The 20,097-nt window shown below is 69.3% G+C and carries 18 protein-coding genes and 2 pseudogenes; 14 read left to right on the forward strand and 6 right to left on the reverse strand.

Going from position 1 to position 20,097, the window contains the following annotated elements; all coding sequences use genetic code 11:
• Positions 1-52 precede the first annotated feature (52 nt).
• The 3 genes and pseudogenes from B140_RS12355 (at position 53) to B140_RS12365 (ending at position 4,264) form a co-directional block, all read left to right on the forward strand.
• On the forward strand, positions 53-1,528 hold the full coding sequence (locus B140_RS12355) for an MFS transporter (protein WP_083912284.1): 1,476 nt from the start codon (positions 53-55) through the stop codon (positions 1,526-1,528).
• A 349-nt stretch (positions 1,529-1,877) separates the two neighbouring features.
• Positions 1,878-2,690: pseudogene (locus B140_RS12360) on the forward strand (PTS sugar transporter subunit IIAB).
• Between the two features lie 12 nt (positions 2,691-2,702).
• Positions 2,703-4,264 (forward strand): annotated as a pseudogene (locus tag B140_RS12365) (PTS ascorbate transporter subunit IIC).
• 159 nt (positions 4,265-4,423) lie between these two features.
• Here the strand turns inward: B140_RS12365 and ychF are convergent.
• Entirely contained in the window at positions 4,424-5,512 is a 1,089-nt protein-coding gene (gene ychF / locus B140_RS0108785; RefSeq protein WP_026166180.1) for a redox-regulated ATPase YchF, read from the reverse strand.
• A gap of 36 nt (positions 5,513-5,548) precedes the next feature.
• Positions 5,549-5,854, reverse strand: coding sequence for a hypothetical protein (locus B140_RS12370; RefSeq protein ID WP_018118991.1), 306 nt, complete (start codon positions 5,852-5,854; stop codon positions 5,549-5,551).
• Between the two features lie 101 nt (positions 5,855-5,955).
• Here B140_RS12370 and B140_RS0108795 point away from each other — a divergent pair, with 101 nt between their 5' ends.
• The 4 genes from B140_RS0108795 to B140_RS13000 all read left to right on the forward strand — a co-directional run bounded on the left by B140_RS0108795 (position 5,956) and on the right by B140_RS13000 (position 8,855).
• A complete protein-coding gene (locus B140_RS0108795; protein ID WP_018118992.1) occupies positions 5,956-6,246 on the forward strand; it encodes a hypothetical protein in 291 nt (96 codons plus the stop codon).
• A gap of 66 nt (positions 6,247-6,312) precedes the next feature.
• The gene (locus B140_RS0108800) at positions 6,313-6,675 is read left to right on the forward strand and encodes a DoxX family protein (protein ID WP_018118993.1); all 363 of its coding nucleotides are present in this window, start codon (positions 6,313-6,315) and stop codon (positions 6,673-6,675) included.
• Positions 6,676-6,819: 144 nt separating this feature from the next.
• The gene (locus B140_RS12375; protein WP_083912285.1) at positions 6,820-8,094 is read left to right on the forward strand and encodes an AI-2E family transporter; all 1,275 of its coding nucleotides are present in this window, start codon (positions 6,820-6,822) and stop codon (positions 8,092-8,094) included.
• A gap of 11 nt (positions 8,095-8,105) precedes the next feature.
• Positions 8,106-8,855, forward strand: a complete 750-nt coding sequence (locus B140_RS13000; protein WP_156801720.1) for a DUF6542 domain-containing protein — start codon at positions 8,106-8,108, stop codon at positions 8,853-8,855.
• A 533-nt stretch (positions 8,856-9,388) separates the two neighbouring features.
• Here the strand turns inward: B140_RS13000 and B140_RS0108820 are convergent.
• On the reverse strand, positions 9,389-10,354 hold the full coding sequence (locus B140_RS0108820; RefSeq protein WP_018118997.1) for a 4-hydroxy-3-methylbut-2-enyl diphosphate reductase: 966 nt from the start codon (positions 10,352-10,354) through the stop codon (positions 9,389-9,391).
• 86 nt (positions 10,355-10,440) lie between these two features.
• Here B140_RS0108820 and xseA point away from each other — a divergent pair, with 86 nt between their 5' ends.
• Positions 10,441-11,682 (forward strand): exodeoxyribonuclease VII large subunit, encoded by a 1,242-nt coding sequence (gene xseA / locus B140_RS0108825; RefSeq protein ID WP_018118998.1) that lies wholly within the window; start codon positions 10,441-10,443, stop codon positions 11,680-11,682.
• 24 nt (positions 11,683-11,706) lie between these two features.
• Positions 11,707-12,024 (forward strand): exodeoxyribonuclease VII small subunit, encoded by a 318-nt coding sequence (locus B140_RS0108830; RefSeq protein ID WP_018118999.1) that lies wholly within the window; start codon positions 11,707-11,709, stop codon positions 12,022-12,024.
• Here the strand turns inward: B140_RS0108830 and B140_RS13390 are convergent.
• Positions 11,937-12,569, reverse strand: coding sequence for a DUF4245 domain-containing protein (locus tag B140_RS13390; protein ID WP_280512660.1), 633 nt, complete (start codon positions 12,567-12,569; stop codon positions 11,937-11,939). The genes B140_RS0108830 and B140_RS13390 overlap by 88 nt on opposite strands.
• A gap of 212 nt (positions 12,570-12,781) precedes the next feature.
• Here B140_RS13390 and glpX point away from each other — a divergent pair, with 212 nt between their 5' ends.
• From glpX to B140_RS0108860, 5 genes are all read left to right on the forward strand, one after another.
• Positions 12,782-13,813, forward strand: a complete 1,032-nt coding sequence (gene glpX / locus B140_RS0108840; RefSeq protein WP_040426369.1) for a class II fructose-bisphosphatase — start codon at positions 12,782-12,784, stop codon at positions 13,811-13,813.
• 84 nt (positions 13,814-13,897) lie between these two features.
• Positions 13,898-15,298 carry a class II fumarate hydratase gene (locus B140_RS0108845; RefSeq protein ID WP_018119002.1) on the forward strand — a complete coding sequence of 467 codons (1,401 nt, stop codon included), beginning with the start codon at positions 13,898-13,900 and terminating at the stop codon, positions 15,296-15,298.
• A 162-nt stretch (positions 15,299-15,460) separates the two neighbouring features.
• A complete protein-coding gene (locus tag B140_RS0108850) occupies positions 15,461-16,099 on the forward strand; it encodes a TetR/AcrR family transcriptional regulator (RefSeq protein WP_018119003.1) in 639 nt (212 codons plus the stop codon).
• Positions 16,096-17,610 carry an MDR family MFS transporter gene (locus tag B140_RS0108855; RefSeq protein WP_018119004.1) on the forward strand — a complete coding sequence of 505 codons (1,515 nt, stop codon included), beginning with the start codon at positions 16,096-16,098 and terminating at the stop codon, positions 17,608-17,610. The genes B140_RS0108850 and B140_RS0108855 overlap by 4 nt, the downstream gene beginning before the upstream one ends.
• 3 nt (positions 17,611-17,613) lie before the next feature.
• A complete protein-coding gene (locus B140_RS0108860; RefSeq protein ID WP_018119005.1) occupies positions 17,614-17,931 on the forward strand; it encodes a hypothetical protein in 318 nt (105 codons plus the stop codon).
• Positions 17,932-17,980: 49 nt separating this feature from the next.
• Here B140_RS0108860 and B140_RS0108865 read toward each other — a convergent pair whose 3' ends face one another.
• Both B140_RS0108865 and phoH2 read right to left on the reverse strand, forming a co-directional pair.
• Positions 17,981-18,532, reverse strand: a complete 552-nt coding sequence (locus B140_RS0108865) for a GNAT family N-acetyltransferase (RefSeq protein ID WP_018119006.1) — start codon at positions 18,530-18,532, stop codon at positions 17,981-17,983.
• Positions 18,533-18,600: 68 nt separating this feature from the next.
• Positions 18,601-19,917, reverse strand: a complete 1,317-nt coding sequence (gene phoH2 / locus B140_RS0108870) for an RNA 5'-3' helicase PhoH2 (RefSeq protein WP_018119007.1) — start codon at positions 19,915-19,917, stop codon at positions 18,601-18,603.
• Positions 19,918-20,097 lie beyond the last annotated feature (180 nt).

A 20,097-nucleotide genomic window follows, 5' to 3' on the forward strand; every position in this document is an offset into this window, starting at 1 on the left:
CCCACCCCCGATTTTCACCCCCATCTTCGTCCCCCTATCCGAAGGACTTCTCATGAAAGCAGGCCTGACCACTGCCGTGGTCGCACTGTCCGCCGCGGTCATGACCCTCGACATGACCGTCGTCACGATCGCCCTCCCGGACATCGGTCGCGATCTCGACGCCGGGCTCCAGGACTCGCAATGGATCGTCAACGGCTACGTCCTCATCTTCGCCTCCCTCCTGCTCGGCTGTGGGGCCCTCTGCGACCGCGTGCCCCGCCGCCCCTTGTTCATCGGCGGCCACACCCTCTTCGGCCTGGCCTCCCTGCTCTGTGCCCTCGCGCCAAGCTCGGGCTGGCTCATCGCGGGCCGGGTGATCCAGGCGCTCGGCGCAACCCTCGTCTTTGCCACCTGCATGCCCATCCTCGCGGATACCCACGAGGGCGACGAGAGGGGACGGGCCCGCGCCGTCGGCGCGTTCACGGCCGCCGGGGCTGCGGCCGCCGCATTGGGGCCGCTGGTGGGCGGCGTGCTCGTGGGCGGCGGGGGATGGCGCTGGATCTTCGTGGTGAACCTCCCCGTGAGCGCGGTGGCCATCGCCGCGATGCTGGCGGCGGGGCGGGGAGCCCCCGAGCCGCAGCGGCGCAGCGGCTCCCCCGACTGGCTCTCCACCGCCCTCGTGGCCATCGGCGTGTTCACCCTCAACTACGCCCTGGTCACAGGCCCGACCTCCGGGTGGGGCTCCCCCTCGGTGCTCGCGGCAATCGTCGCAGCCGCCATCCTGCTCCTCTGCTTTGCGCGCCTCCAGCTCCGCCATGGCCGCGATGCGCTGCTGGACCTCCACCTGTTCCGGATCCCAACCTTCTCCGCTGCGATGCTCCTTTCCTTCACGGGCCGCCTGGTGACCTTCGGCCTGCTGCCATACCTCATCTTCTGGCTCTCCGGGCGGCAGCACCTCTCGCCGGTACAGGTGGGGTTCGTCCTCCTGGCGCTCGCCCTGCCGATGGTCGTCATCGCCGCCCCTTCCTCCGCCCTCGGCCACGGCAACCACGTCAACCTCGTCACCGGCGGAGCCATGTCGGTGACGGCAATCGGGCTGCTGTGGCTGGGACTGGCCTTGGGGCCGGATGCCACCTGGGCCCGCGCCCTCGGCCCCCTGTTCGTCATCGGCATCGGCTCGGGCGCGGCGATGCCTCACATGATGAACCTCGCCCTCGCCGTGGTTCCCGCCTCCCGTGCGGGGGCCACTACGGGCGCGGCGAACACCGCGTTCCCCCTGGGTACCGCCACCGGAGTCGCCGTGTTCGGCGCCCTCCTCTCCACCCGGGTGAATGCCCTCCCGTGGGCCCCCGCCCCCGCCCGGGAGGCCATCGCCTCGGGCCGCTTCGAGCTGCTGGGGCAGATGTTCCCCTCCTCCCTGGTCGAGGAGGCCATCGCCGCCTTCACCAGCGGTCTCTCGCTCATCTGCTTCACCGGAACGGCCCTCGCCGCGCTGTGCGCGGTCGTCTGCTTCACCGCGATCCACAGCCAGGACCGCCGGGAGGACTGAGGGCGGCCCGATGCCGTGGCGTCGGCCGCGCGGGGAGGCGTGCGGGGAGCCGCTGATCGCGGCGAGTGCTCCGGCCGCGCGGTTCCGAGGACGCGCCTCAACATCGAGCCGGGGCAGCGCGCGGCGGGCTTCACCCTCCGGCCCGGTGAGGGCCACAACCGACCGACGCCGGGAGCACTGCCCCTCCCCCACGCGCCCCGTCCGGCACTCAAAACCCCAAGCACCAGGGGCGCAGGGCACGCCCCTCCCCCGCGCCATCGCGCTCAACTCCTGCGGGGGTACAAAGCAGCCAAAGTCTATAATCAATGCAAGGATCTCTTCTCATGGCTGCTGGCGGTAGGAGGCCCCGATGTCCATGCTCAACGACCTACTCCCACCCGGCGCCGTGAACCTACACGGCGAGGCGCAGGACTGGCGCGCCGCCCTCAACCTCGCCGGTGGCCTGCTCGAGGAGGCGGGAAAGATCACCCCCGGCTAGACCGCGGCTATGGTGCAATCGGTGGAGGACCACGGCCCCTACATCGTGGTGGCCCCGGGGTTCGCGCTTGCCCACGCGCGCTCCTCGGAGGCGGTCAGGCAAACAGCGATCTCCTGGGTGCGCCTGAACAACCCGGTGCCGTTTGGTAGTAAGGCCCACGACCCTGTGGGCCTCGTCGTGGCGCTGGCCGCCCGGGATTCCTCGGCGCACCTGCAGACGATGAAGGAGCTGGCCGCCCTGCTCGGCAACCCGCAGGTGCGCGCGCAGCTCGACGCCCTGGGCACCGAGGAGGAGCTGCGTAGGATACTCCGGGACGGCACCGCGAGACCCCGGAAGAGCGAGGCCTCATGTGCGTCCGCCCCTGCCGTTACGGGGCGGCGAGGGGATTCCGTGCCCTCGAAGGGCAAGATCTATACCGTGTGCGGCAACGGCCTGGGTACCTCACTGTTCCTAAAGAACACCCTGGAGCAGGTGCTCGACGCCTGGGGCTGGGGGCCGTTTCTCACCGTGGAGGCCACGGACACGATCTCCGCCAAGGGCCGGGCGCAGGAGGCGGACTTCCTGCTGACCTCCGGCGCCATCGCCGCGACGCTCGGCGACGTCGGCGTGCCCGTGCGCGTGATCGAGGACTTCACCTCCGCCCCCGAAATTGACGCCGCCCTGCGCGATCTCTACGACATCTAAGGAACATCGATCATGGATTTTCTTCTCTCCATTGCGAACTTCCTGGTCAACGAGGTGCTATCCGTCCCCGCGTTCCTCATCGGCATCATCACCGCCGTGGGGCTGTCCGCCATAAATAAGGGCGCCGGGCAGGTCATGGGCGGGGCCATCAAGGCGACGCTGGGCTTCCTGCTCATCGGGGCCGGGGCCGACCTCGTCACCGCCTCCCTGGAACCGCTGGGCGCCATGATCACCGGGGCCACGGGCGCGCAGGGCGTGGTGCCCACCAACGAGGCGATCGTGGGCATCGCCCAGGATCAATTCGGCGGGAGCGTCGCCTGGATCATGATCCTGGGCTTCGCGGTATCGCTCGCCCTGGCGCGCCTCACGCCGATGAAGTACGTGTTCCTCACCGGCCATCACGTCCTCTTCATGGCCACACTGCTCACCATGATCCTGGCCACGGCCGGGTACGCCTCCTGGGTGGTGGTGCCCTTCGGCGCGATCCTGCTGGGCGTGCTGATGGTGTCCCTGCCCGCCATCGCGCACCCCTGGACGCGGCGGATCACCGGCGACGACTCCATCGCCATCGGGCACTTCGGCACCGCCGGGTACGTGGCTGCGGGCGCGGTGGGGTCGCTGGTGGGTGGCAAGGGAACCGCGCAGTCCCCCTCTACCGAGGACCTCAAGCTGACGGAGGGCCTACGCTTTCTGCTCGACTCCATGGTCGCCACCGCGCTCTCCATGGCGCTGATGTACCTGGTGCTGGCCGCGATGTTCCTCGCCCGGACCGGGCGGGCGAGGCGTTCGACGCCTTCCCCGACGGCGTCACCGGCGTGGGCAACTACCTCATGCAGTCGCTGACCCAGGGGCTGCAATTCGGCGTGGCCGTGGCCGTGATCCTCTTCGGCGTGCGCACCATCCTGGGCGAGCTGGTACCGGCGTTCCAGGGCATCGCCGCCAAGGTCGTGCCCGGCGCCATCCCGGCTCTCGACGCCCCCATCGTGTTCCCCTACGCCCAAAACGCCGTGCTGGTGGGCTTCATCGCCTCCTTCTGCGGCGGACTAATCGGCCTGGGCGCGCTCTCCCTATGGCTCAACCCCGCGTTCGGCGTCGCGTTGATCCTCCCCGGGCTGGTGCCGCACTTCTTCACCGGCGGCGCGGCGGGCGTGTACGGCAACGCCACCGGCGGGCGCCGGGGCGCGGTGTTCGGGGCCCTCGCCAACGGGCTCCTCATCAGCCTCCTCCCAGCCTTCCTGGTAGGCGTGCTCGGCACGTTCGGCTCCGCCAACACCACATTCGGCGACGCCGACTTCGGTTGGCTCGGATTGCTCTTGGAGTGGGCATCGCAGGCCGGGGGCGCGGTGGGGCTGGCATTAATTGGCGCCGTGGGGGTTTGGGGTGCTGACCCTGGGGTGGCTTTCCCAGAGGAAGCTGGTGGAGGGAAACTGGGTGCCTGCGAGGTGGCGGGGTGGGATGAGTGGTGCGGGGGTTCCGATGAGGTGGCTGAGTCCGAGGGGCGGAGTGAGGTGAGGACGTACCCGAAGATTTTGCCGCCGGAGGGGGCTCCGGTGCCACCGGGGAAGGCAAGCTAAATAAGGCAAGAATGATAGCACAATATCTTACCCGCGAGAAGGCAGACTGGTATGCAAGATTATTTTCGCAGATTAAAATTTTGAAATGGAGAATGGAATATTTACGGAATTGTAGATCAGTAAGGGGGCTATCAAATTAATTTGATAGCCCCCTTACTCTTACCTAACGTTAAATCGGAACTCCACCACATCCCCATCCGCCATCACGTACTCCTTGCCCTCCTGCCGTACCTTGCCCGCGGCACGCGCCTCGGCCATGGAACCCGCAGCATCCAGATCAGCAAAGGAGACGATCTCTGCCTTGATAAAGCCCTTTTCAAAGTCGGAGTGGATCACGCCCGCCGCCTGTGGGGCGGTCGATCCCTTACGGATAGTCCAGGCTCGGGACTCCTTCGGCCCGGCGGTGAGGTAGGTCTGAAGGCCCAGGGTGTCGAATCCGGCGCGGGCAAGCGTCGCCAGCCCCGGCTCGTCCTGCCCCACGGAGGCCAGCAGCTCCCTGGCCTCCTCCTCGTTCAACTCCAGCAGCTCCGCCTCGGTGGCGGCGTCCAGGAACACGCAGTCGGCGGGAGCCACCAAAGCAGAGAGCTCGGCCTTCCGCTCCTCCGAGGTCAGCACCGCCTCATCCGCGTTGAATACGTAGAGGAAGGGCTTGGCTGTCATCAGGTGCAGCTCCCGCAACGCAGCCAGCTCGATCTCCCCCGCCACGGAGGCGGCGTAGAGGGTGCGGTCGTCCTCCAGGATCGCCTGCGCCTTCTTCGTGGCGTCCACCAGCACGGCCTTGTCCTTATCCTTGCGCGCCTCCTTCTCCAGGCGCGGCAGGGCCTTCTCGATGGTTTGGAGGTCGGCCAGGATCAGCTCCATTTGGATCACGGAGATGTCGGCGGCGGGGTCCACCTTACCGTCCACGTGCACCACGTTGTCGTCCTCGAAGGCGCGCACCACATGGCAGATGGCGTCGGCCTCGCGGATGTTGGCGAGGAAGGCGTTGCCCATGCCCTCGCCCTCGGAGGCGCCCTTGACGATGCCCGCGATGTCCACGAAGGACACGGTGGCAGGCAGGATCCGCTCAGAGCCGAAGATCTCCGCCAGGCGGTTCAGGCGCGGATCGGGCAGCTCCACCAGGCCCACGTTCGGCTCGATGGTGGCGAACGGGTAGTTGGCCGCCAGCACATCGTTGCGGGTCAGGGCGTTAAACAGGGTGGACTTTCCCACGTTGGGCAGACCGACGATTCCAAGAGTAAGGCTCACGGTGGCCTATCCTATCAAGCCACCGCCCGGCCGGGCTTACACGTCCGGCTCCGCCGCCTCAAGCGGGTGCTGGGGCTGGGTGAAGGCGTCGGCGTCGCCCCGCGCCTTCTTGGTCACCACGGTGAACGCAGCGCTCACCCCGTCCCAGGGGCGCCGGGCCACGAGCCGTTCCATGCGGCGCGCCACCTCCCCGTGGGGATTGGCCCGGATCGCGGCAAAGAAGGGGCGCCAGTCCTCTATCCCGCCGTAGTCCAGCACGGCGTGGTACACCTCCGCGCCCCAGGTCTCGATGGGGTCGGCGGGGCCGCTGGCGCTGTTGCGGAACATCAGCGGGTCGATCACTCCATAACCTCCCTACCCGCACACCAACAACTTCCCCCACCAAAACCACTCCCGCCCCACATGCTACACTCGCCCACCCCGACCACAAGGACCCTTGCGCCATGAGAAACACCCTCCTGATCGTCCTCTCCGCCCTCCTCGGAGCCGCCCTGGCATGGTACTCCCTGATCTACTCACTCAGCCTCCCCTGCTACTTCCCCCTCCACCGAGCCGCCTTCCTGGGGGTTGTCACCGCGTTCTTCCTGGCCGCGGGCACCACTCTTCGGGGAGAATCCTCCCCCAGGACTATCGCCGTGCCCTGGTGCTGCGGGACGGGCGTCGCGTTCGCGTTCCTGGGCTGGCTCCTTGTCTCTTACGCCCAGTCCGCGAGCCGCTTCGACTCGCTGGGCTAACCCCCACCAAACCAGCCCCACCCCGCTCGGCTCACCCCGCCCCGCCACCCGCGTACCCTCAAAGCCATGAGCATCCTCCACCTCTCCCGCCGCGCCCTCACCGCGATCCTCGGCGTCGCGGGCGTCCTTCACTTCCTCAAGCCCCAGCCCTTCGATCAGATCGTGCCCTCCTGGGTTCCGGGGTCCCCGCGCCTGTCCACCTACGCCAGCGGCGCGGCGGAGGTCGCCCTCGCGGCGAGCCTGAACCACCCCGCCACCCGGAAGGTCGCGGCCAGGGCCGCGGCGGCGCTGTTCGTGGCGGTGTTTCCCGCCAACGTGGAGATGGCCCGCCAGTGGGTGCCGCAGTCGCGCGCCAAGGCCGCGATCTCCCTGCTGCGCCTGCCGCTGCAGATCCCCTTGGTCGCCAGCGCCCTGCGTCTGGCCCGCTAGCACCACACACAAGCCACCCCACACCCGCCGCGCCCACGCAACACGCCAGCGCCCACCACCACACAGCGCCCCCACGCGGCCGACCCCACGCAGCCGAACCAGCGCCCGCCCGGCGCTGGCCCCGCCGTACCTTTATCGGGCACAATGTCTCCTGTGACGGACAAGCAAGATACGCAAGCAGAGGCGGCCGAGCGGCCCGCCGAGGAGTCCCCCCGGGAGCCGTGCCCGCCGCCGGTGGATCGCTCCGTCATCATCAGCGATTCGCTGCGCTCCACGGCCCGGCTGTGCCTGCGCGTGCTCATCATCGTGGCCACGGCCTTCGTGGGCTCGATCATCCTGCGGGAGTTCTGGCAGGGCATCCTCCCGGTGATCCTGGCGATCATCGTGTGCACGGTGCTCTACGGGCCCACGGACTGGCTGCGCCGCCACCACGTCCCCGGAGCCCTGGCGGCGCTGCTCACGCTGCTCGCCTTCTTCCTGCTCATCGGCGGGGTGTTCGTGTTCATCGCCCCGGACATCGTGCGCCAGTCCGGCGTGCTGTATCTGCAGGCCTTCGACGGCATCCAGCGCCTGCGCCTGTGGCTGGAGCAGCCGCCGCTGAACATCGGCTCCACGGAGCTGGACGTGGTCATCAACGAGGCCGCCACCTGGCTTCAGGAGCAGGCGGGCGCGATCGCCGGGGGCATCCTCACGGGCGTGTCCACCGTGACGTCGATAGCCGTCACCCTGGGCGTGGTGCTGGTGCTCACCTTCTTCTTCCTCAAGGACGGCCACCGCTTCCTGCCCTGGGTGCGCGGGGTGGCCGGGCAGCGCCAGGGCTGGCACGCCACGGAGCTGCTCACCCGCTCGTGGCGCACGCTGAGCGGGTTTATCCGCGCGCAGGCGCTGGTCTCCCTGGTGGACGCGATCTTCATTGGGCTGGGGCTGGTCATCATCGGGGTGCCGATGGCCCTCGCACTGGCCGTCATCACCTTCCTCGCGGGCTTCATCCCCATCGTGGGGGCGTTTACCGCCGGGGCCCTGGCGGTACTCATCGCCCTGGTCTCCCTGGGCGTGCCGCAGGCGGTGGCCACGCTCGTGGTCGTGGTGGCGGTGCAGCAGCTGGAGGGCAACATCCTCTCCCCCATCTTGCAGTCGCGCGCCATGAACCTGCACCCGGTCATCATCCTGGTGTCCGTGACCATCGGCGGCAGCCTGTTCGGCATCGTGGGGGCCTTCCTCGCGGTGCCCGCCGCCGCGATGTTCGCGGTGCTCTTCCGCTACCTCCAGGACGTCACCATGCTGCGCTCCGGGGAACGGGAGCTTGCCGACGTCTCCTTTGTCACCCCCGAGGGCTCCGCCGTGGGGAGGCTGAGCGTGGAGAGCGGCCTGGAGCTGCGCGCCAAATATCACAGCCCCGACGATGCAACGCCGCGCTAGGATTGATCGACGTGTCTCATGTGACCCCTCACCCGCGCCCCTCCCAGGGCAGGCCCGCCGGGCTGCCCACGTGGTCCGGCGTGTCCATCGTGGTCGCGGCCCTGCTCACCGGGCTGCTGCTGAGCATGTTCAACCACACCATCGGCGCCCCGTACATCATCCTGTTCGTTCTTTCGAGCCTGGTGGTGGCCCTGTTCACGGAGGCGCGCGGCCTGTTCATCACGGTGGCCTGCATCCCGCTCTCCTTCACCGCGATCACGGTGTTGACCTCCTGGTTCAACGGGCGCGCGCTGAGCCCCAACATCTCGGGCTTCTCCACCACCGCGCTCGTCACGGCGCTCTACCCGCTGCTGCAGCTCTTCCCCGTGCTGTTCTTTGTCACCCTGGGCAGCACGCTCATCGCCTTCCTGCGCCTTTCCCTCCTGCGCCGCCGGGTTGCGGAGGGGGAGCGCCGGGAACGGGAGCTGCGGCGTCGCACCGCCGAGGCCGAGCAGCGCAACCAGGAGACGGTGAGCAGGCTCAACTCCACCTCGGCGGCCCGGCGCACGCGGCACGCCTCCTCCGGCCGCACCCCCCAGCGCCCACCGCGCACCGCCGCCCCGCCGGAGGAGCCCTCCTCCCCGTGGCCCTCGGATCGCGCCCGCGCCTCGTCCCGGCCCCGGCACTCCGCGCAGCACGCGGACCGGGAGCGCCGCACCTACCCCGGCGCGCCCCGGCAGGACTACCCCGGCGCCCGACGCCCCCATCGCCGGGACTACTGATACCGCTTAGCGACGCCCCGCCGCCCCCACCGGCCGCGGGGCGTCGCACTGTTCGGAGGCAGGGCTCGGGTTGAGGGAGCCATGCCGTTTCCACTCCGGGGTGTGACGGGAGTGGTGCACACCGGCCACAGCGCGGAATGAGAACGCCTTGCCACGCCACGGCGTTGCTCCTGGGGCTCCCACCAGCCCCGGGGCGGAATGAAAAGATCGTTCCATCCCACACCATGACGCCAGCGATCCCCACCAGCCCCACACCGGGGTGGAAAACGCCCCGCTATGCCTCACAGGGATAACATAAGCCCATGCACCACACACCGAAGAGAACCACCCCGTCCCCTACGAGAACGGGATCACCGAGGAACACCTCGAGGGGGCCGTCGGCACGCTCGGCTGGCTCCTGGACGTCGTGGACGATTGGGAGGCGTTCGCCGCAGCGGCGCGGGCCGAGGAACTCGCTCCCCAGGAGCTCGTGAGAAAGGCCGTGTCCCGCTACATCCACGCGGCCTAGCCCCCGCGCCGCGCGACGCCCCCGGCTACGTCCGGGCCGGGCGCAGGTCCCTGGGCAGCGCGAAGGTGATCTTCTCGCTGGCGGTGGTGATCTCCTCCACGGAGGTGTAGCCGCGCCGCGCTAGGGATTCCACCACGTCGCGCACCAGGATCTCCGGCACGGAGGCCCCGGAGGTCACGCCCACGGTGTCCACGCCGTCGAACCAGGAGTCCTCGATCTGGTTGGCGTAGTCGATGAGGTGGGCGGCCTCGGTGCCGTGCTTCAGGGCCACCTCCACCAGGCGCTTGGAGTTGGAGGAGTTCTGGGAGCCCACCACGATCATCAGTTGGCAGCGCTGCGCGATGGCCTTCACGGCCACCTGTCGGTTCTGGGTGGCGTAGCAGATGTCGTCGCTGGGCGGGTCCTGGAGGTGCGGGAAGCGCCGGTGCAGACGCTCGCGGATCTGCATGGTCTCGTCCACCGAGAGCGTGGTCTGGGAGAGCCAGATGAGCTTTTCCTGCTCCAGGAAGTCCGGCAGGGCGTCCACGCCGTCGAGGCCGTCCACAAGGTGGGTCACCTCGGGGGCCTCGCCCGCGGTGCCCTCCACCTCCTCGTGGCCCTCGTGGCCGATGAGCAGGATGTGGTAGCCGTCGCGGGCAAAGCGCTTGACCTCGTTGTGCACCTTGGTGACCAGGGGGCAGGTGGCGTCGAGGGTTTTAAGCTGTAACCCCTTGGCCTCCCCGCGCACCTGGGGGCTCACGCCGTGGGCGGAGAACACGAGGTGGGAGCCCTCGGGCACCTCGTCTGTCTCCTCCACGAAGATCGCGCCGCGCTCGGAGAGGGTGTCCACCACGTAGCGGTTGTGCACGATCTCCTTGCGCACGTAGACGGGGGCTCCGTACTTTTCCAGGGCGCGCTCCACCGTTTCCACGGCCCGGTCCACGCCCGCGCAGTAGCCGCGCGGGGCGGCCAGCAGCACCGTCTTGTCTCCGTCTGTCTTGCTCGCGGTCATGCTGACCACAGTAACCAAAGCCCGCCCCACGGGCATAGACTGGGTGAAACGATCATGTCCGCCAGTCAAGGAGAGCCGCATCACGCATGGCTAAAACCGTCACCACGGCCCGCAGCCCGCTGCCGGTACGCGAGTTCAACGCGATGGTCAAGGGGTGGATCGAGCGCCTGGGCCACATCTGGGTGGAGGGGCAGCTCACCCAGGTCAACGTCAAGCCCTCCTGGAAGCTCTCCTACCTGACGCTGCGCGATACCCAGGCGGAGGCCTCCGTGCAGCTCACCTGCCCCACCTCCCTGCTGCGCGACGCCCCCACGCCGCTCAAGGACGGCGACCGCGTGGTGGTCTACGGCAAGCCCGCCTTCTACGCCGGGCGCGGCTCCTTTTCCCTGTGGGCCACGGACATCCGCCACGTGGGCGTGGGCGAGCTGCTGGCCCGCATCGAACACCTGCGCCGCGCCCTGGCCGCCGAGGGGCTGTTCGACGCCTCCCGCAAGCGCCCGCTGCCCTTCCTGCCCACCCGGATCGGGCTGATTACCGGGCGCGGCTCGGCGGCCGAGCGCGACGTCCTCTCCGTGGCGCGGGACCGCTGGCCGGAGGTGGACTTCCGCGTCATCAACACCGCCGTGCAGGGGGCGTCGGCGGTGCCCGAAATCGTGGAGGCTCTGCGCGCACTCGACGCGGACCCCGAGGTGGACGTCATCATCATCGCCCGGGGCGGCGGCTCCGTGGAGGACCTGCTGCCTTTCTCCGAGGAGGCCTTACAGCGCGCCGTGGCGGCGGCGGGCACCCCGGTGGTCTCCGCGATCGGGCACGAGCCGGACACCCCGGTGCTGGACAACGTGGCGGACCTGCGCGCCGCCACCCCCACCGACGCCGCCAAGCGGGTGGTGCCGGACGTGGCGGAGCAGCGGGCCCTGCTCGGGGAGCTGCGGGCGCGCGGCGCGGCGGCCCTGCGGGGCTGGGTGCGCCGCGAGCGCGAGGGGCTGCGCCAGGTGCGCTCCCGCCCGGTGCTGGCGGACCCGCTCACGCCGATCCTCTCCCGCCGCGAGGAAGCCCGGCGCGCGCTGGCCACCATCCGCCGGGACGTGGAGCACACGCTCGGCACGGAGCGGGCCCGGGTGTCCGCCCTGCGCGCCCAGGTCTCCGCGCTGGGGCCCGCGGCCACCCTGGCGCGCGGCTACGCCGTGGTGCAGGTGGTCCCCCGCGACGGCTCCGACCCGCAGGTGGTGACCTCCATCGCGCAGTCACCGCCGGGCAGCCAGCTGCGCATCCGCGTGGCCGACGGCTCGATTACCGCCGCCGGCATGTCCGCCACCCCCGCCGACTAGAGCTTTGTATTAAGGAGAACGAGCATGAGCAATCCCGATACCTTTGGCACCGGATGGGCCGCCGAGCTCCCCGAGGTGTCCACGCTGAGCTACGAGCAGGCGCGCGACGAGCTGGTGGAGGTGGTCAAGATCCTGGAGCTGGGGCAGATGGGCCTGGACGAGTCCCTGGCCTACTGGGAGCGGGGGGAGGCGCTGGCGGCGCGCTGCGAGCAGCAGCTCGACCGGGCCTCCGCGAGGGTGGAGGCGGCCCTAGCTCAGCGCGGCTCGGAGGGCGCGGCCGAGGGCTCTGCCGACACCGCGCCCACCCCCGCGTCCCCCGAGGAGGCCGAGCGCAGGGGCTGAGCCTTGGCCGTGGCCTCGATGAGCGCCCGGAACTCCTCCTCGGTGGCCGCGCCGCTGAGCAGCAGGCGGGCATCCCCGAGGTCGGCCACCCAGAGGTCGCGGACCTCGCGGTCGGTGGAGGTGTAGACCTCGGTGGGGATACCCTCGATCTCCACGGAGCGGTCGCGCTCGCGCGGGTCCTCGTCGTAGCCGCGCACCGCCTCGGCCACCGGCTCCCCGGTCTGGGTGAGCTGGAGGTAGCCCTCGTGGTCGGTGATGTAGCCCACCACCGGCACCGGCTGCCCGCCCAGGCTGGAGCGGCGCGCGGAGTTGGCGGTCCAGCCCTCGGGGACCTCCGGCAGGCGCACCGGGAAGGCGGCGCTGGCGGCCTCCATCCCGAGGAAGGCGGAGGCGTCCGCCGTAGGCACAGGACCGTTTTCCGGGTTGCCCGGCTCGAAGGAGCACAGGCCGGTGGCCCCCACGCCCACCACCATCATCGCCACGATGGCCACGAGGGAGAGCGTCATGTCCCGGCCGTCTTGAAAGATCCTTGGTTTCTCTGCCACGCGCCTTAGTATCCCACTACCGCCGCGCGGAAAGCCACACGGTCCGCGCGGCTGGGTTCGCGGCGGGCGGCGCGGAAGGGGGCGCCGGAAACTCCAGGAGAAGTACGCCTGCCTACCCTCATTTGGGTGCAATATGTCCGCGCTTTGCCCCCGCGGTGCAACAATGTAGGGGTTCCCTGGTACCATTTTGCCCGCAGGAGGCCGCAGTACAGATGAATGAAAGCCGTCCAGAAAACCACAAGAACACCGAGGTGCCGGACCGCAACCTCGCCATGGAGCTGGTGCGCGTGACCGAGGCGGCGGCGCTGGCCTCCGGCCGCTGGGTGGGCCGGGGCATGAAGAACGAGGGCGACGGCGCCGCCGTGGACGCCATGCGCGAGCTCATCAACTCCGTGAACATGAACGGCGTGGTGGTCATCGGCGAGGGCGAGAAGGACGAGGCCCCCATGCTGTTCAACGGCGAGCACGTGGGCACCGGCTTCGGCGCCGAGGTGGACATCGCCGTGGACCCGGTGGACGGCACCACCCTCATGGCCGAGGGGCGCCCCAACGCCATCTCCGTGATCGCCGCCGCCGAGCGCGGCTCCATGTACGACCCCTCCGAGGTGTTCTACATGCGCAAGATCGCCGTGGGCCCCGAGGCCGCCGGGAAGATCGACATCGAGGCCCCCGTGGGCCACAACATCAACGCCGTGGCCAAGGCGAAGGGGCTGCACCCCTCCCAGGTCACCGTGGTGGTGCTGGATCGCCCCCGCCACGCGGACCTCATCGCGGAGATCCGCCGCGCGGGCGCCAAGGTGCGCCTGATCTCCGACGGCGACGTGGCCGGGGCCGTGGCCGCCGCCCAGGACGACGTGGCCAACTCCGTGGACATCATGATGGGCACCGGCGGCACCCCCGAGGGCATCATCACCGCCTGCGCCATGAAGTGCATGGGCGGCGAGATCCAGGGCGTGCTGGCCCCCCGCAACGACGAGGAGAAGGGCCGCGCCCTGGCCGCCGGGCACAAGCTGGGCCAGGTGCTGGGCACCAACGAACTGGTGCGCTCGGACAACTGCTACTTCGCCGCCACCGGCGTGACCAACGGCGACATGCTGCGCGGGGTGACCTACCGCAGCAACGGTGCCACCACCCGTTCCCTGGTGATGCGCTCCAAGTCCGGCACCCTGCGCTACCTCGAGTCCCGCCACCAGCTCTCCAAGCTCCAGGAGTACTCCGCGGTGGATTACCTCTCCGACCTCTGAGGTCATCATCACACCCACCCGGGCGGCGCTTATACGCCATACTGGACCATGGACTAGAACACGCGAGAAGCAAAGGTGATAGCAATGACCGAATACCGCATTGAGCACGACACGATGGGCGAGGTCAAGGTTCCCATCGACGCCCTGTGGCGCGCCCAGACCCAGCGCGCGGTGGAGAACTTCCCCATCTCCGGGCGCGGGCTCGAGGCCGCGCAGATCCGCGCGATGGGCCTGCTCAAGGCCGCCTGCGCCCAGGTGAACAAGGACTCCGGGGCGCTGGACGCCACCCTGGCGGACGCCATCATCGCCGCCGCCAAGGAGATCGCGGCGGGCAAGCACGACGATCAGTTCCCCATCGACGTGTTCCAGACCGGCTCCGGTACCTCCTCCAACATGAACACCAACGAGGTCATCGCCTCCCTGGCCAAGGCCGCGGGCGTGGAGGTCCACCCCAACGACCACGTGAACATGGGCCAGTCCTCCAACGACACCTTCCCCACCGCCACCCACGTGGCCGCCACCGAGGCCGCCGTGAAGGACCTCATCCCCGGCCTGAAGGTGCTGCGCGATTCCCTGGCCGCCAAGGCCGCCGAGTGGGAGTCCGTGGTCAAGTCCGGCCGCACGCACCTCATGGACGCCGTGCCGGTGACCCTGGGCCAGGAGTTCGGCGGCTACGCCCGCCAGATCGAGGCCGGGATCGAGCGCGTGGAGGCCACCCTGCCCCGCCTGGGCGAGCTGGCCATCGGCGGCACCGCCGCCGGCACGGGCATCAACACCTCCGCGGACTTTGGCGCCAAGGTCACCGAGGAGCTGCGCTCGCTGACCGGCCTGGAGGAGCTGAGCGAGGCCCGCAACCACTTCGAGGCCCAGGCCGCGCGCGACGCCCTGGTGGAGTACTCCGGCGCCATGCGCACCATCGCGGTGTCCCTGTACAAGATCGCCAACGACATCCGTCTGATGGGCTCCGGCCCGCTGACCGGCCTCTCCGAGATCCGCCTCCCGGACCTCCAGCCGGGCTCCTCCATCATGCCGGGCAAGGTTAACCCGGTGCTGTGCGAGACGGCCACCCAGGTCTCCGCCCAGGTGATCGGCAACGACGCCGCCATCGCCTTCGGCGGCACCCAGGGCCAGTTCGAGCTCAACGTGTTCATCCCCATGATGGCCCGCAACGTGCTGGAGTCCTCCCGCCTGCTGGCCAACACCGCCCGCGTGTTCGCCGAGCGCCTGGTGGACGGCATCGAGCCCAACGTGGAGCGCATGAAGACGCTCGCGGAGTCCTCCCCCTCCATCGTCACGCCGCTGAACTCCGCCATCGGCTACGAGGCCGCCGCCAAGGTGGCCAAGCACGCGCTGGCCAAGGAGATCACCATCCGCGAGGCCGTGATCGAGCTGGGCTTCGTGGACGGCGAGAAGCTCACCGAGGAGGAGCTGGACAAGCGCCTGGACGTGCTGGCGATGGCCAACACGGACCGCGATAAGCGCTAGAGACCCCTCTGCCCTCCCCGGGGCGCGGCGGCCACGGCCCCGTGTCCCGGGGTTTTTCATGTCTACGGCCCCGGCGTCGAACACCCACAGGCACAAAGGACTGCAAAAGTAGATCGCGTGCATTTTTGCACTCAGTATACTTTGGGGGTACCTTCTTGTCTCGTGCAGAACGACACCACCTCACTCCGGGAAGCAAAGCGGCGCACCACCCTGCGCGCCATCGAGGAGCAGGCCACCCGCCTGGTGCTCGAGCGCGGCTACGAGGCCGTGACCGTGGAGGACATCTGCGCGGCCGCTGAGGTCTCCCGCCGCACCTTTTTCAACTACGTGGAGTCCAAAGAGATCGCCGTGCTGGGCCGCCCGGCGCGCATGCCCCCGCCCGAGGAGCAGGAGGACTTCGTGCGCACCCGCCACGAGGACCTGGTGGCGGCGGTGCTCGACGCCCTCTTCCACGCCTTCGTGGCGGACCATGACGTCCAGCTCCTGCGGCACCGCAAGACGATCCGGCGCAATAATCCCGCGCTCTCCTACAACCACCTCGCGCAGTCCCACGAGGTTCACCACGCGGTGGCCCAGATGGTGCAGCGCTACGTGGACCACCACCCGGACCAGCGGCGGCTGGGCGGCCCCGGCGAGCACGAGGCGCACGCCGTGGTCACCCTGGCCAGCGCCGCGCTGCAACTGGGCATGCGGATGTGGATGGCGGAGCACGACACCACCGCGGAGTCCCTGCGCGCCAGCGGCCACCGCGCGCTGCGCAATCTTCGAGCAATACACCCCTCGACAGAGAAGGAACGATGACCACGCACACACCACAGCACCAGGAACCCTCGCGCAAACAGCGCCTGCCCTGGATCATCGGCGCGCTCATGCTCGCCATGCTCATGAGCTCCTTGGGCCAGATGATCTTCTCCACCGCGCTGCCCACCATCGTGGGCGAGCTGGGTGGGGTCAACCACATGACGTGGGTGATTACCGGCTTCCTCCTGGGCCAGACCATCGCGCTGCCGATCTTTGGCAAGCTCGGGGATCAGATCGGCCGCAAGGGGCTGTTCCTCTTCGCCAACTCCCTCTTCGTCCTCGGATCGCTCATCGGCGGCGCCGCGCAGTCCATGAGCGTGCTCATCCTGGCCCGCGTGCTACAGGGCGTGGCCGCGGGCGGCATGATGATCCTCTCCCAGGCGATCACCGCCGAGGTCACCACCGCCCGCGAGCGAGGCAAGTACATGGGGGTGATGGGCTCCGTCTTTGGCGTCTCCGCCGTGCTCGGCCCGATCCTCGGCGGCTGGTTCACCGACGGCCTGGGCTGGCGCTGGGGCCTGTGGCTCAACGTGCCCATCGGCCTGGTCTCCATCGCCGCCATCTCCTACCTCCTGCAGCTCCCGCCCAAGCCCAAGCGCCTGAACTTCGACTGGCTGGGCATGGTCACCATGTCCATCGCCACCGCCGCCCTGGTGCTCTTCATGACGTGGGGCGGCAACGAGTACGAGTGGGGCTCCCCGGTGATCCTGGGCCTCATCGCCACCGCCGTGGTCGTCGGCGCGCTCTTCGTGTTCGTGGAGACGCGCGCCCACGATCCACTGGTGCCCATGAGCCTGTTTCAGAACCGCAACTTCGTGCTCACCACCGTGTCCGGCTTCGGCATCGGGATCTTCATGTTCGGCTCCCTGGCCTACCTGCCCACCTACCTGCAGATGGTCCACGGCATGACCCCCACCCGGGCGGGCCTCATGCTGCTAAGCATGATGGTGGGCCTGATGGGCACCTCCATCGTGGTGGGCAACCTCGTCTCCAAATTCGGCCGGTACAAGGCCTTCCCCATCTTCGGCCTGCTCATCGTGTCCGTGGGCATGACGCTGCTGTCCACCCTGCACGCCGAGACCTCGCTGGTGATCGTGGGCCTGTACCTCTTCCTCTTCGGCTTCGGCATGGGCTGCTCCATGCAGATCCTGGTGCTCATCGTGCAGAACTCCTTCCCCGTGGGCATGGTGGGCACGGTGACGGCCACCAACAACTTCTTCCGGCAGATCGGCGGCTCCGTGGGCTCCGCCCTGGTGGGCGGGCTGTTCGTGGGCAACCTCACCACGCAGCTCCAGCGCAACCTGCCCGCAGGCCAGCAGCTCGGCGACGGCTCCTCGCACCTGACCCCCGGCGCGCTGGCGGACCTGCCCGAGCCCATCCGCCAGGCGATCGAGACCAGCTACAACGACGCCCTCACCCCCATCTTCCTGCTCCTCATGCCGCTGGCCCTGCTATGCTCGGCGGTCCTGGTGTGGGTGAAGGAAGACAAGCTGAAGGAGACGATCTCTTAGATCATGCGCGAGTGGCAGGCGGCCGCCATAGCGGTGGGCATCGCGAGCGTGATGTCCGCCGCGTGCGCCACGAGCGGGTGGCTGGCCCCGCTCGGCATCGCCCTCACCTCGTTCGCCTTAGCGGCCCGCGCCCTGCGGGCCGACGACCGCCCCGGCTTCTCCCCCGCCGCGCCGCGCGCCCTGATCTGCGCCTCCGCGCTGGGGCTGGCCCTCCTCGCCTTCTCTCCCACGGGACCGCTGGGCACCCTCGGCGGGCTGCTGGGCGCGTCGGCCTTCTGCGCGCTGAGCGTGGGCGTGTACGCGGTCACCCGAGAAAAATAGGCCGGGGCGCACCGTATGCGTCCCGGCCCTGTGAGGCGTACAACGTAGCTTAGTTATCCGGCAGGTCCTCCACCGCGATGTCCGGCTTGGGCAGCAGCTTCTCCCACACGTCCGTGTCGCGCCACTGGCCCGCCATCTCCCCGTAGGGCATCTTGGCCAGGTGGTGGTAGGTGCCCACCTTCTCGAAGCCGCGCGACTGGTGCAGCTTGGCCGAGCCCTCGTTCTCCGGGAAGATCCAGGAGTGGATGGCCCACTTGTCCAGCCTGGCGCAGGTCTCCACCAGGTGATCCAGCAGCGCGCCGGCGATGCCGCGCCCCCGGGCCTCGGGGCCGATGTAGATGGAGTCCTCCACCACCCCGCTGAACACCTGGCGGGAGGACACCGGCGCGGCGGACACCCAGCCGAGCACCTTGGCGTCGTCCTCCTCCTCGACCGCAACAAACACCGTCTCCATGATCTTGGAGGTGCGGAACTTATCCCAGGTGGGCGCCTTGCGCTCGTAGCTGGCATGCCCCGTATCCAGGCCATGCTCGTAGATGGCCTGGACCTGCGGGAAGTCCCGCTCCTCGAACGCTCTGATCCTAAAGGACGCTTGTGACATGCAGACGATTGTGACGCTTTCCACCGCCGCGCGCAACCGAGCGCCGCAACGAGGGGCTCGGCTATACCTCAGTGCTCCTCCAACAGGTCTGTGACCAGCTCCGCGATCGCGGAGCGCTCCGAGCGCCGCAGGGTGATGTGCGCGAACAGCTCGTGGCCCTTGAGCTTCTCGATCACCGCCTGCACCCCGTCGTGGCGGCCCACGCGGAGGTTGTCGCGCTGGGCGACGTCGTGGGTGAGCACCACCCGGGACCCGGAGCCCAGGCGCGAGAGCACGGTGAGCAGCACGTTGCGCTCGAGCGACTGGGCCTCGTCCACGATCACGAAGGCGTCGTGCAGGCTGCGCCCGCGAATGTGCGTCAGGGGCAGCACCTCGAGCAGGCCGCGCTCGTGGATCTCCTCGAGCACGTTGTCCGAGACGAGCCCCGATAGGGTGTCATACACCGCCTGCGCCCAGGGGTTCATCTTCTCGTCCTCGGAGCCGGGGAGGAAGCCCAGGGACTGCCCGCCCACCGCGTACAGGGGCCGGAACACGATGATCCTCCGGTGCTCCCCGCGCTCCAGCACGGCCTCCAGGCCCGCGCACAGGGCCAGGGCGGACTTACCGGTGCCCGCGCGGCCCCCGATGGAGACGATGCCCACCTCCGGGTCGTTGAGCAGGTCCAGGGCCACCCGCTGCTCCGCCGAGCGCCCGTGCAGCCCGAAGGCCTGCTGGTCCCCCGGCACCAGCACCAGCCTGCCCACCCCCACCCGGGCCAGGGCGGACTGGGTGGCCCCCTGCAGGCGCAGCCCGCAGTGCAGCGGCAGCTCGCGCACCGGGGTGCCCTCCTGGGTCTCCCCCTCCGGCAGGTCCACCTCCCCGTGGGCATAGAGGGCGTCGATAAACTCCCCGGGAATGTGCAGGGTGTCCATGCCGGAGTAGCCGGTGAGCACCACGTCCTGGGCGTGGTACTCGTCCGCGTCCAGGCCCACGGCCCCGGCCTTGACCCGCAGGGGCACGTCCTTGGTCACCACCGTCACCTCGTGGCCCTCCTCTTGGAGATTCAGGGCGCAGGCCAGGATGCGCTGGTCGCCGCCCTCCCCGCGCAGGGGCAGCGGCAGCACCGACTGATCCTGGTGGTTGAGTTCCACGCACAAGGTGCCGCCCTCCTCGTTGGCGGGAACCGGCTCGTCCAGGCGCGCGTAGGTGGCGCGCAGCTCCTCGAGGTGCCGCAGCGCCTCGCGGGCAAACCACCCCAGCTCCGGGTGCTGACGCTTGGCCTCCAGCTCCGAGACCACGGCCAGGGGCAGGATCACGTGGTGCTCGGCGAACTTGCTCAGGCACCGGGGGTCCGAGAGCAGCACCGAGGTATCGATCACGTAGGTGCGGGCGTGCGACGAAGGCATGAGGCTCCATTCCTTACAAAGACAGCGGGGCAACGGATAGGTGACGCCACCACGGCAAAAGGCCCCCGCATTCGCAGAATGCGGGGGCGGATGCGCGGATTCGGTGTGACCACGAGGCCAGGCTAGGCACCGCAGGTGGATAGCAGTTGAACGCGGGGTGAAGTTTTCTTACCTCCGGCC

Source organism: Corynebacterium mastitidis DSM 44356 (genome assembly GCF_000375365.1).
Taxonomy (GTDB): domain Bacteria; phylum Actinomycetota; class Actinomycetes; order Mycobacteriales; family Mycobacteriaceae; genus Corynebacterium; species Corynebacterium mastitidis.

Bases quoted from the DNA above. Each gene is read 5' to 3' on its own strand.
- B140_RS12355 (WP_083912284.1), top strand. From the start codon at position 53: ATGAAAGCAGGCCTGACCACTGCCGTGGTCGCACTGTCCGCCGCGGTC.
- B140_RS0108795 (WP_018118992.1), top strand. From the start codon at position 5,956: ATGAGAAACACCCTCCTGATCGTCCTCTCCGCCCTCCTCGGAGCCGCC.
- B140_RS0108800 (WP_018118993.1), top strand. From the start codon at position 6,313: ATGAGCATCCTCCACCTCTCCCGCCGCGCCCTCACCGCGATCCTCGGC.
- B140_RS12375 (WP_083912285.1), top strand. From the start codon at position 6,820: ATGTCTCCTGTGACGGACAAGCAAGATACGCAAGCAGAGGCGGCCGAG.
- B140_RS0108820 (WP_018118997.1), bottom strand. From the start codon at position 10,354: ATGACCGCGAGCAAGACAGACGGAGACAAGACGGTGCTGCTGGCCGCC.
- xseA (WP_018118998.1), top strand. From the start codon at position 10,441: ATGGCTAAAACCGTCACCACGGCCCGCAGCCCGCTGCCGGTACGCGAG.
- B140_RS0108830 (WP_018118999.1), top strand. From the start codon at position 11,707: ATGAGCAATCCCGATACCTTTGGCACCGGATGGGCCGCCGAGCTCCCC.
- glpX (WP_040426369.1), top strand. From the start codon at position 12,782: ATGAATGAAAGCCGTCCAGAAAACCACAAGAACACCGAGGTGCCGGAC.
- B140_RS0108845 (WP_018119002.1), top strand. From the start codon at position 13,898: ATGACCGAATACCGCATTGAGCACGACACGATGGGCGAGGTCAAGGTT.
- B140_RS0108855 (WP_018119004.1), top strand. From the start codon at position 16,096: ATGACCACGCACACACCACAGCACCAGGAACCCTCGCGCAAACAGCGC.
- B140_RS0108860 (WP_018119005.1), top strand. From the start codon at position 17,614: ATGCGCGAGTGGCAGGCGGCCGCCATAGCGGTGGGCATCGCGAGCGTG.
- B140_RS0108865 (WP_018119006.1), bottom strand. From the start codon at position 18,532: ATGTCACAAGCGTCCTTTAGGATCAGAGCGTTCGAGGAGCGGGACTTC.
- phoH2 (WP_018119007.1), bottom strand. From the start codon at position 19,917: ATGCCTTCGTCGCACGCCCGCACCTACGTGATCGATACCTCGGTGCTG.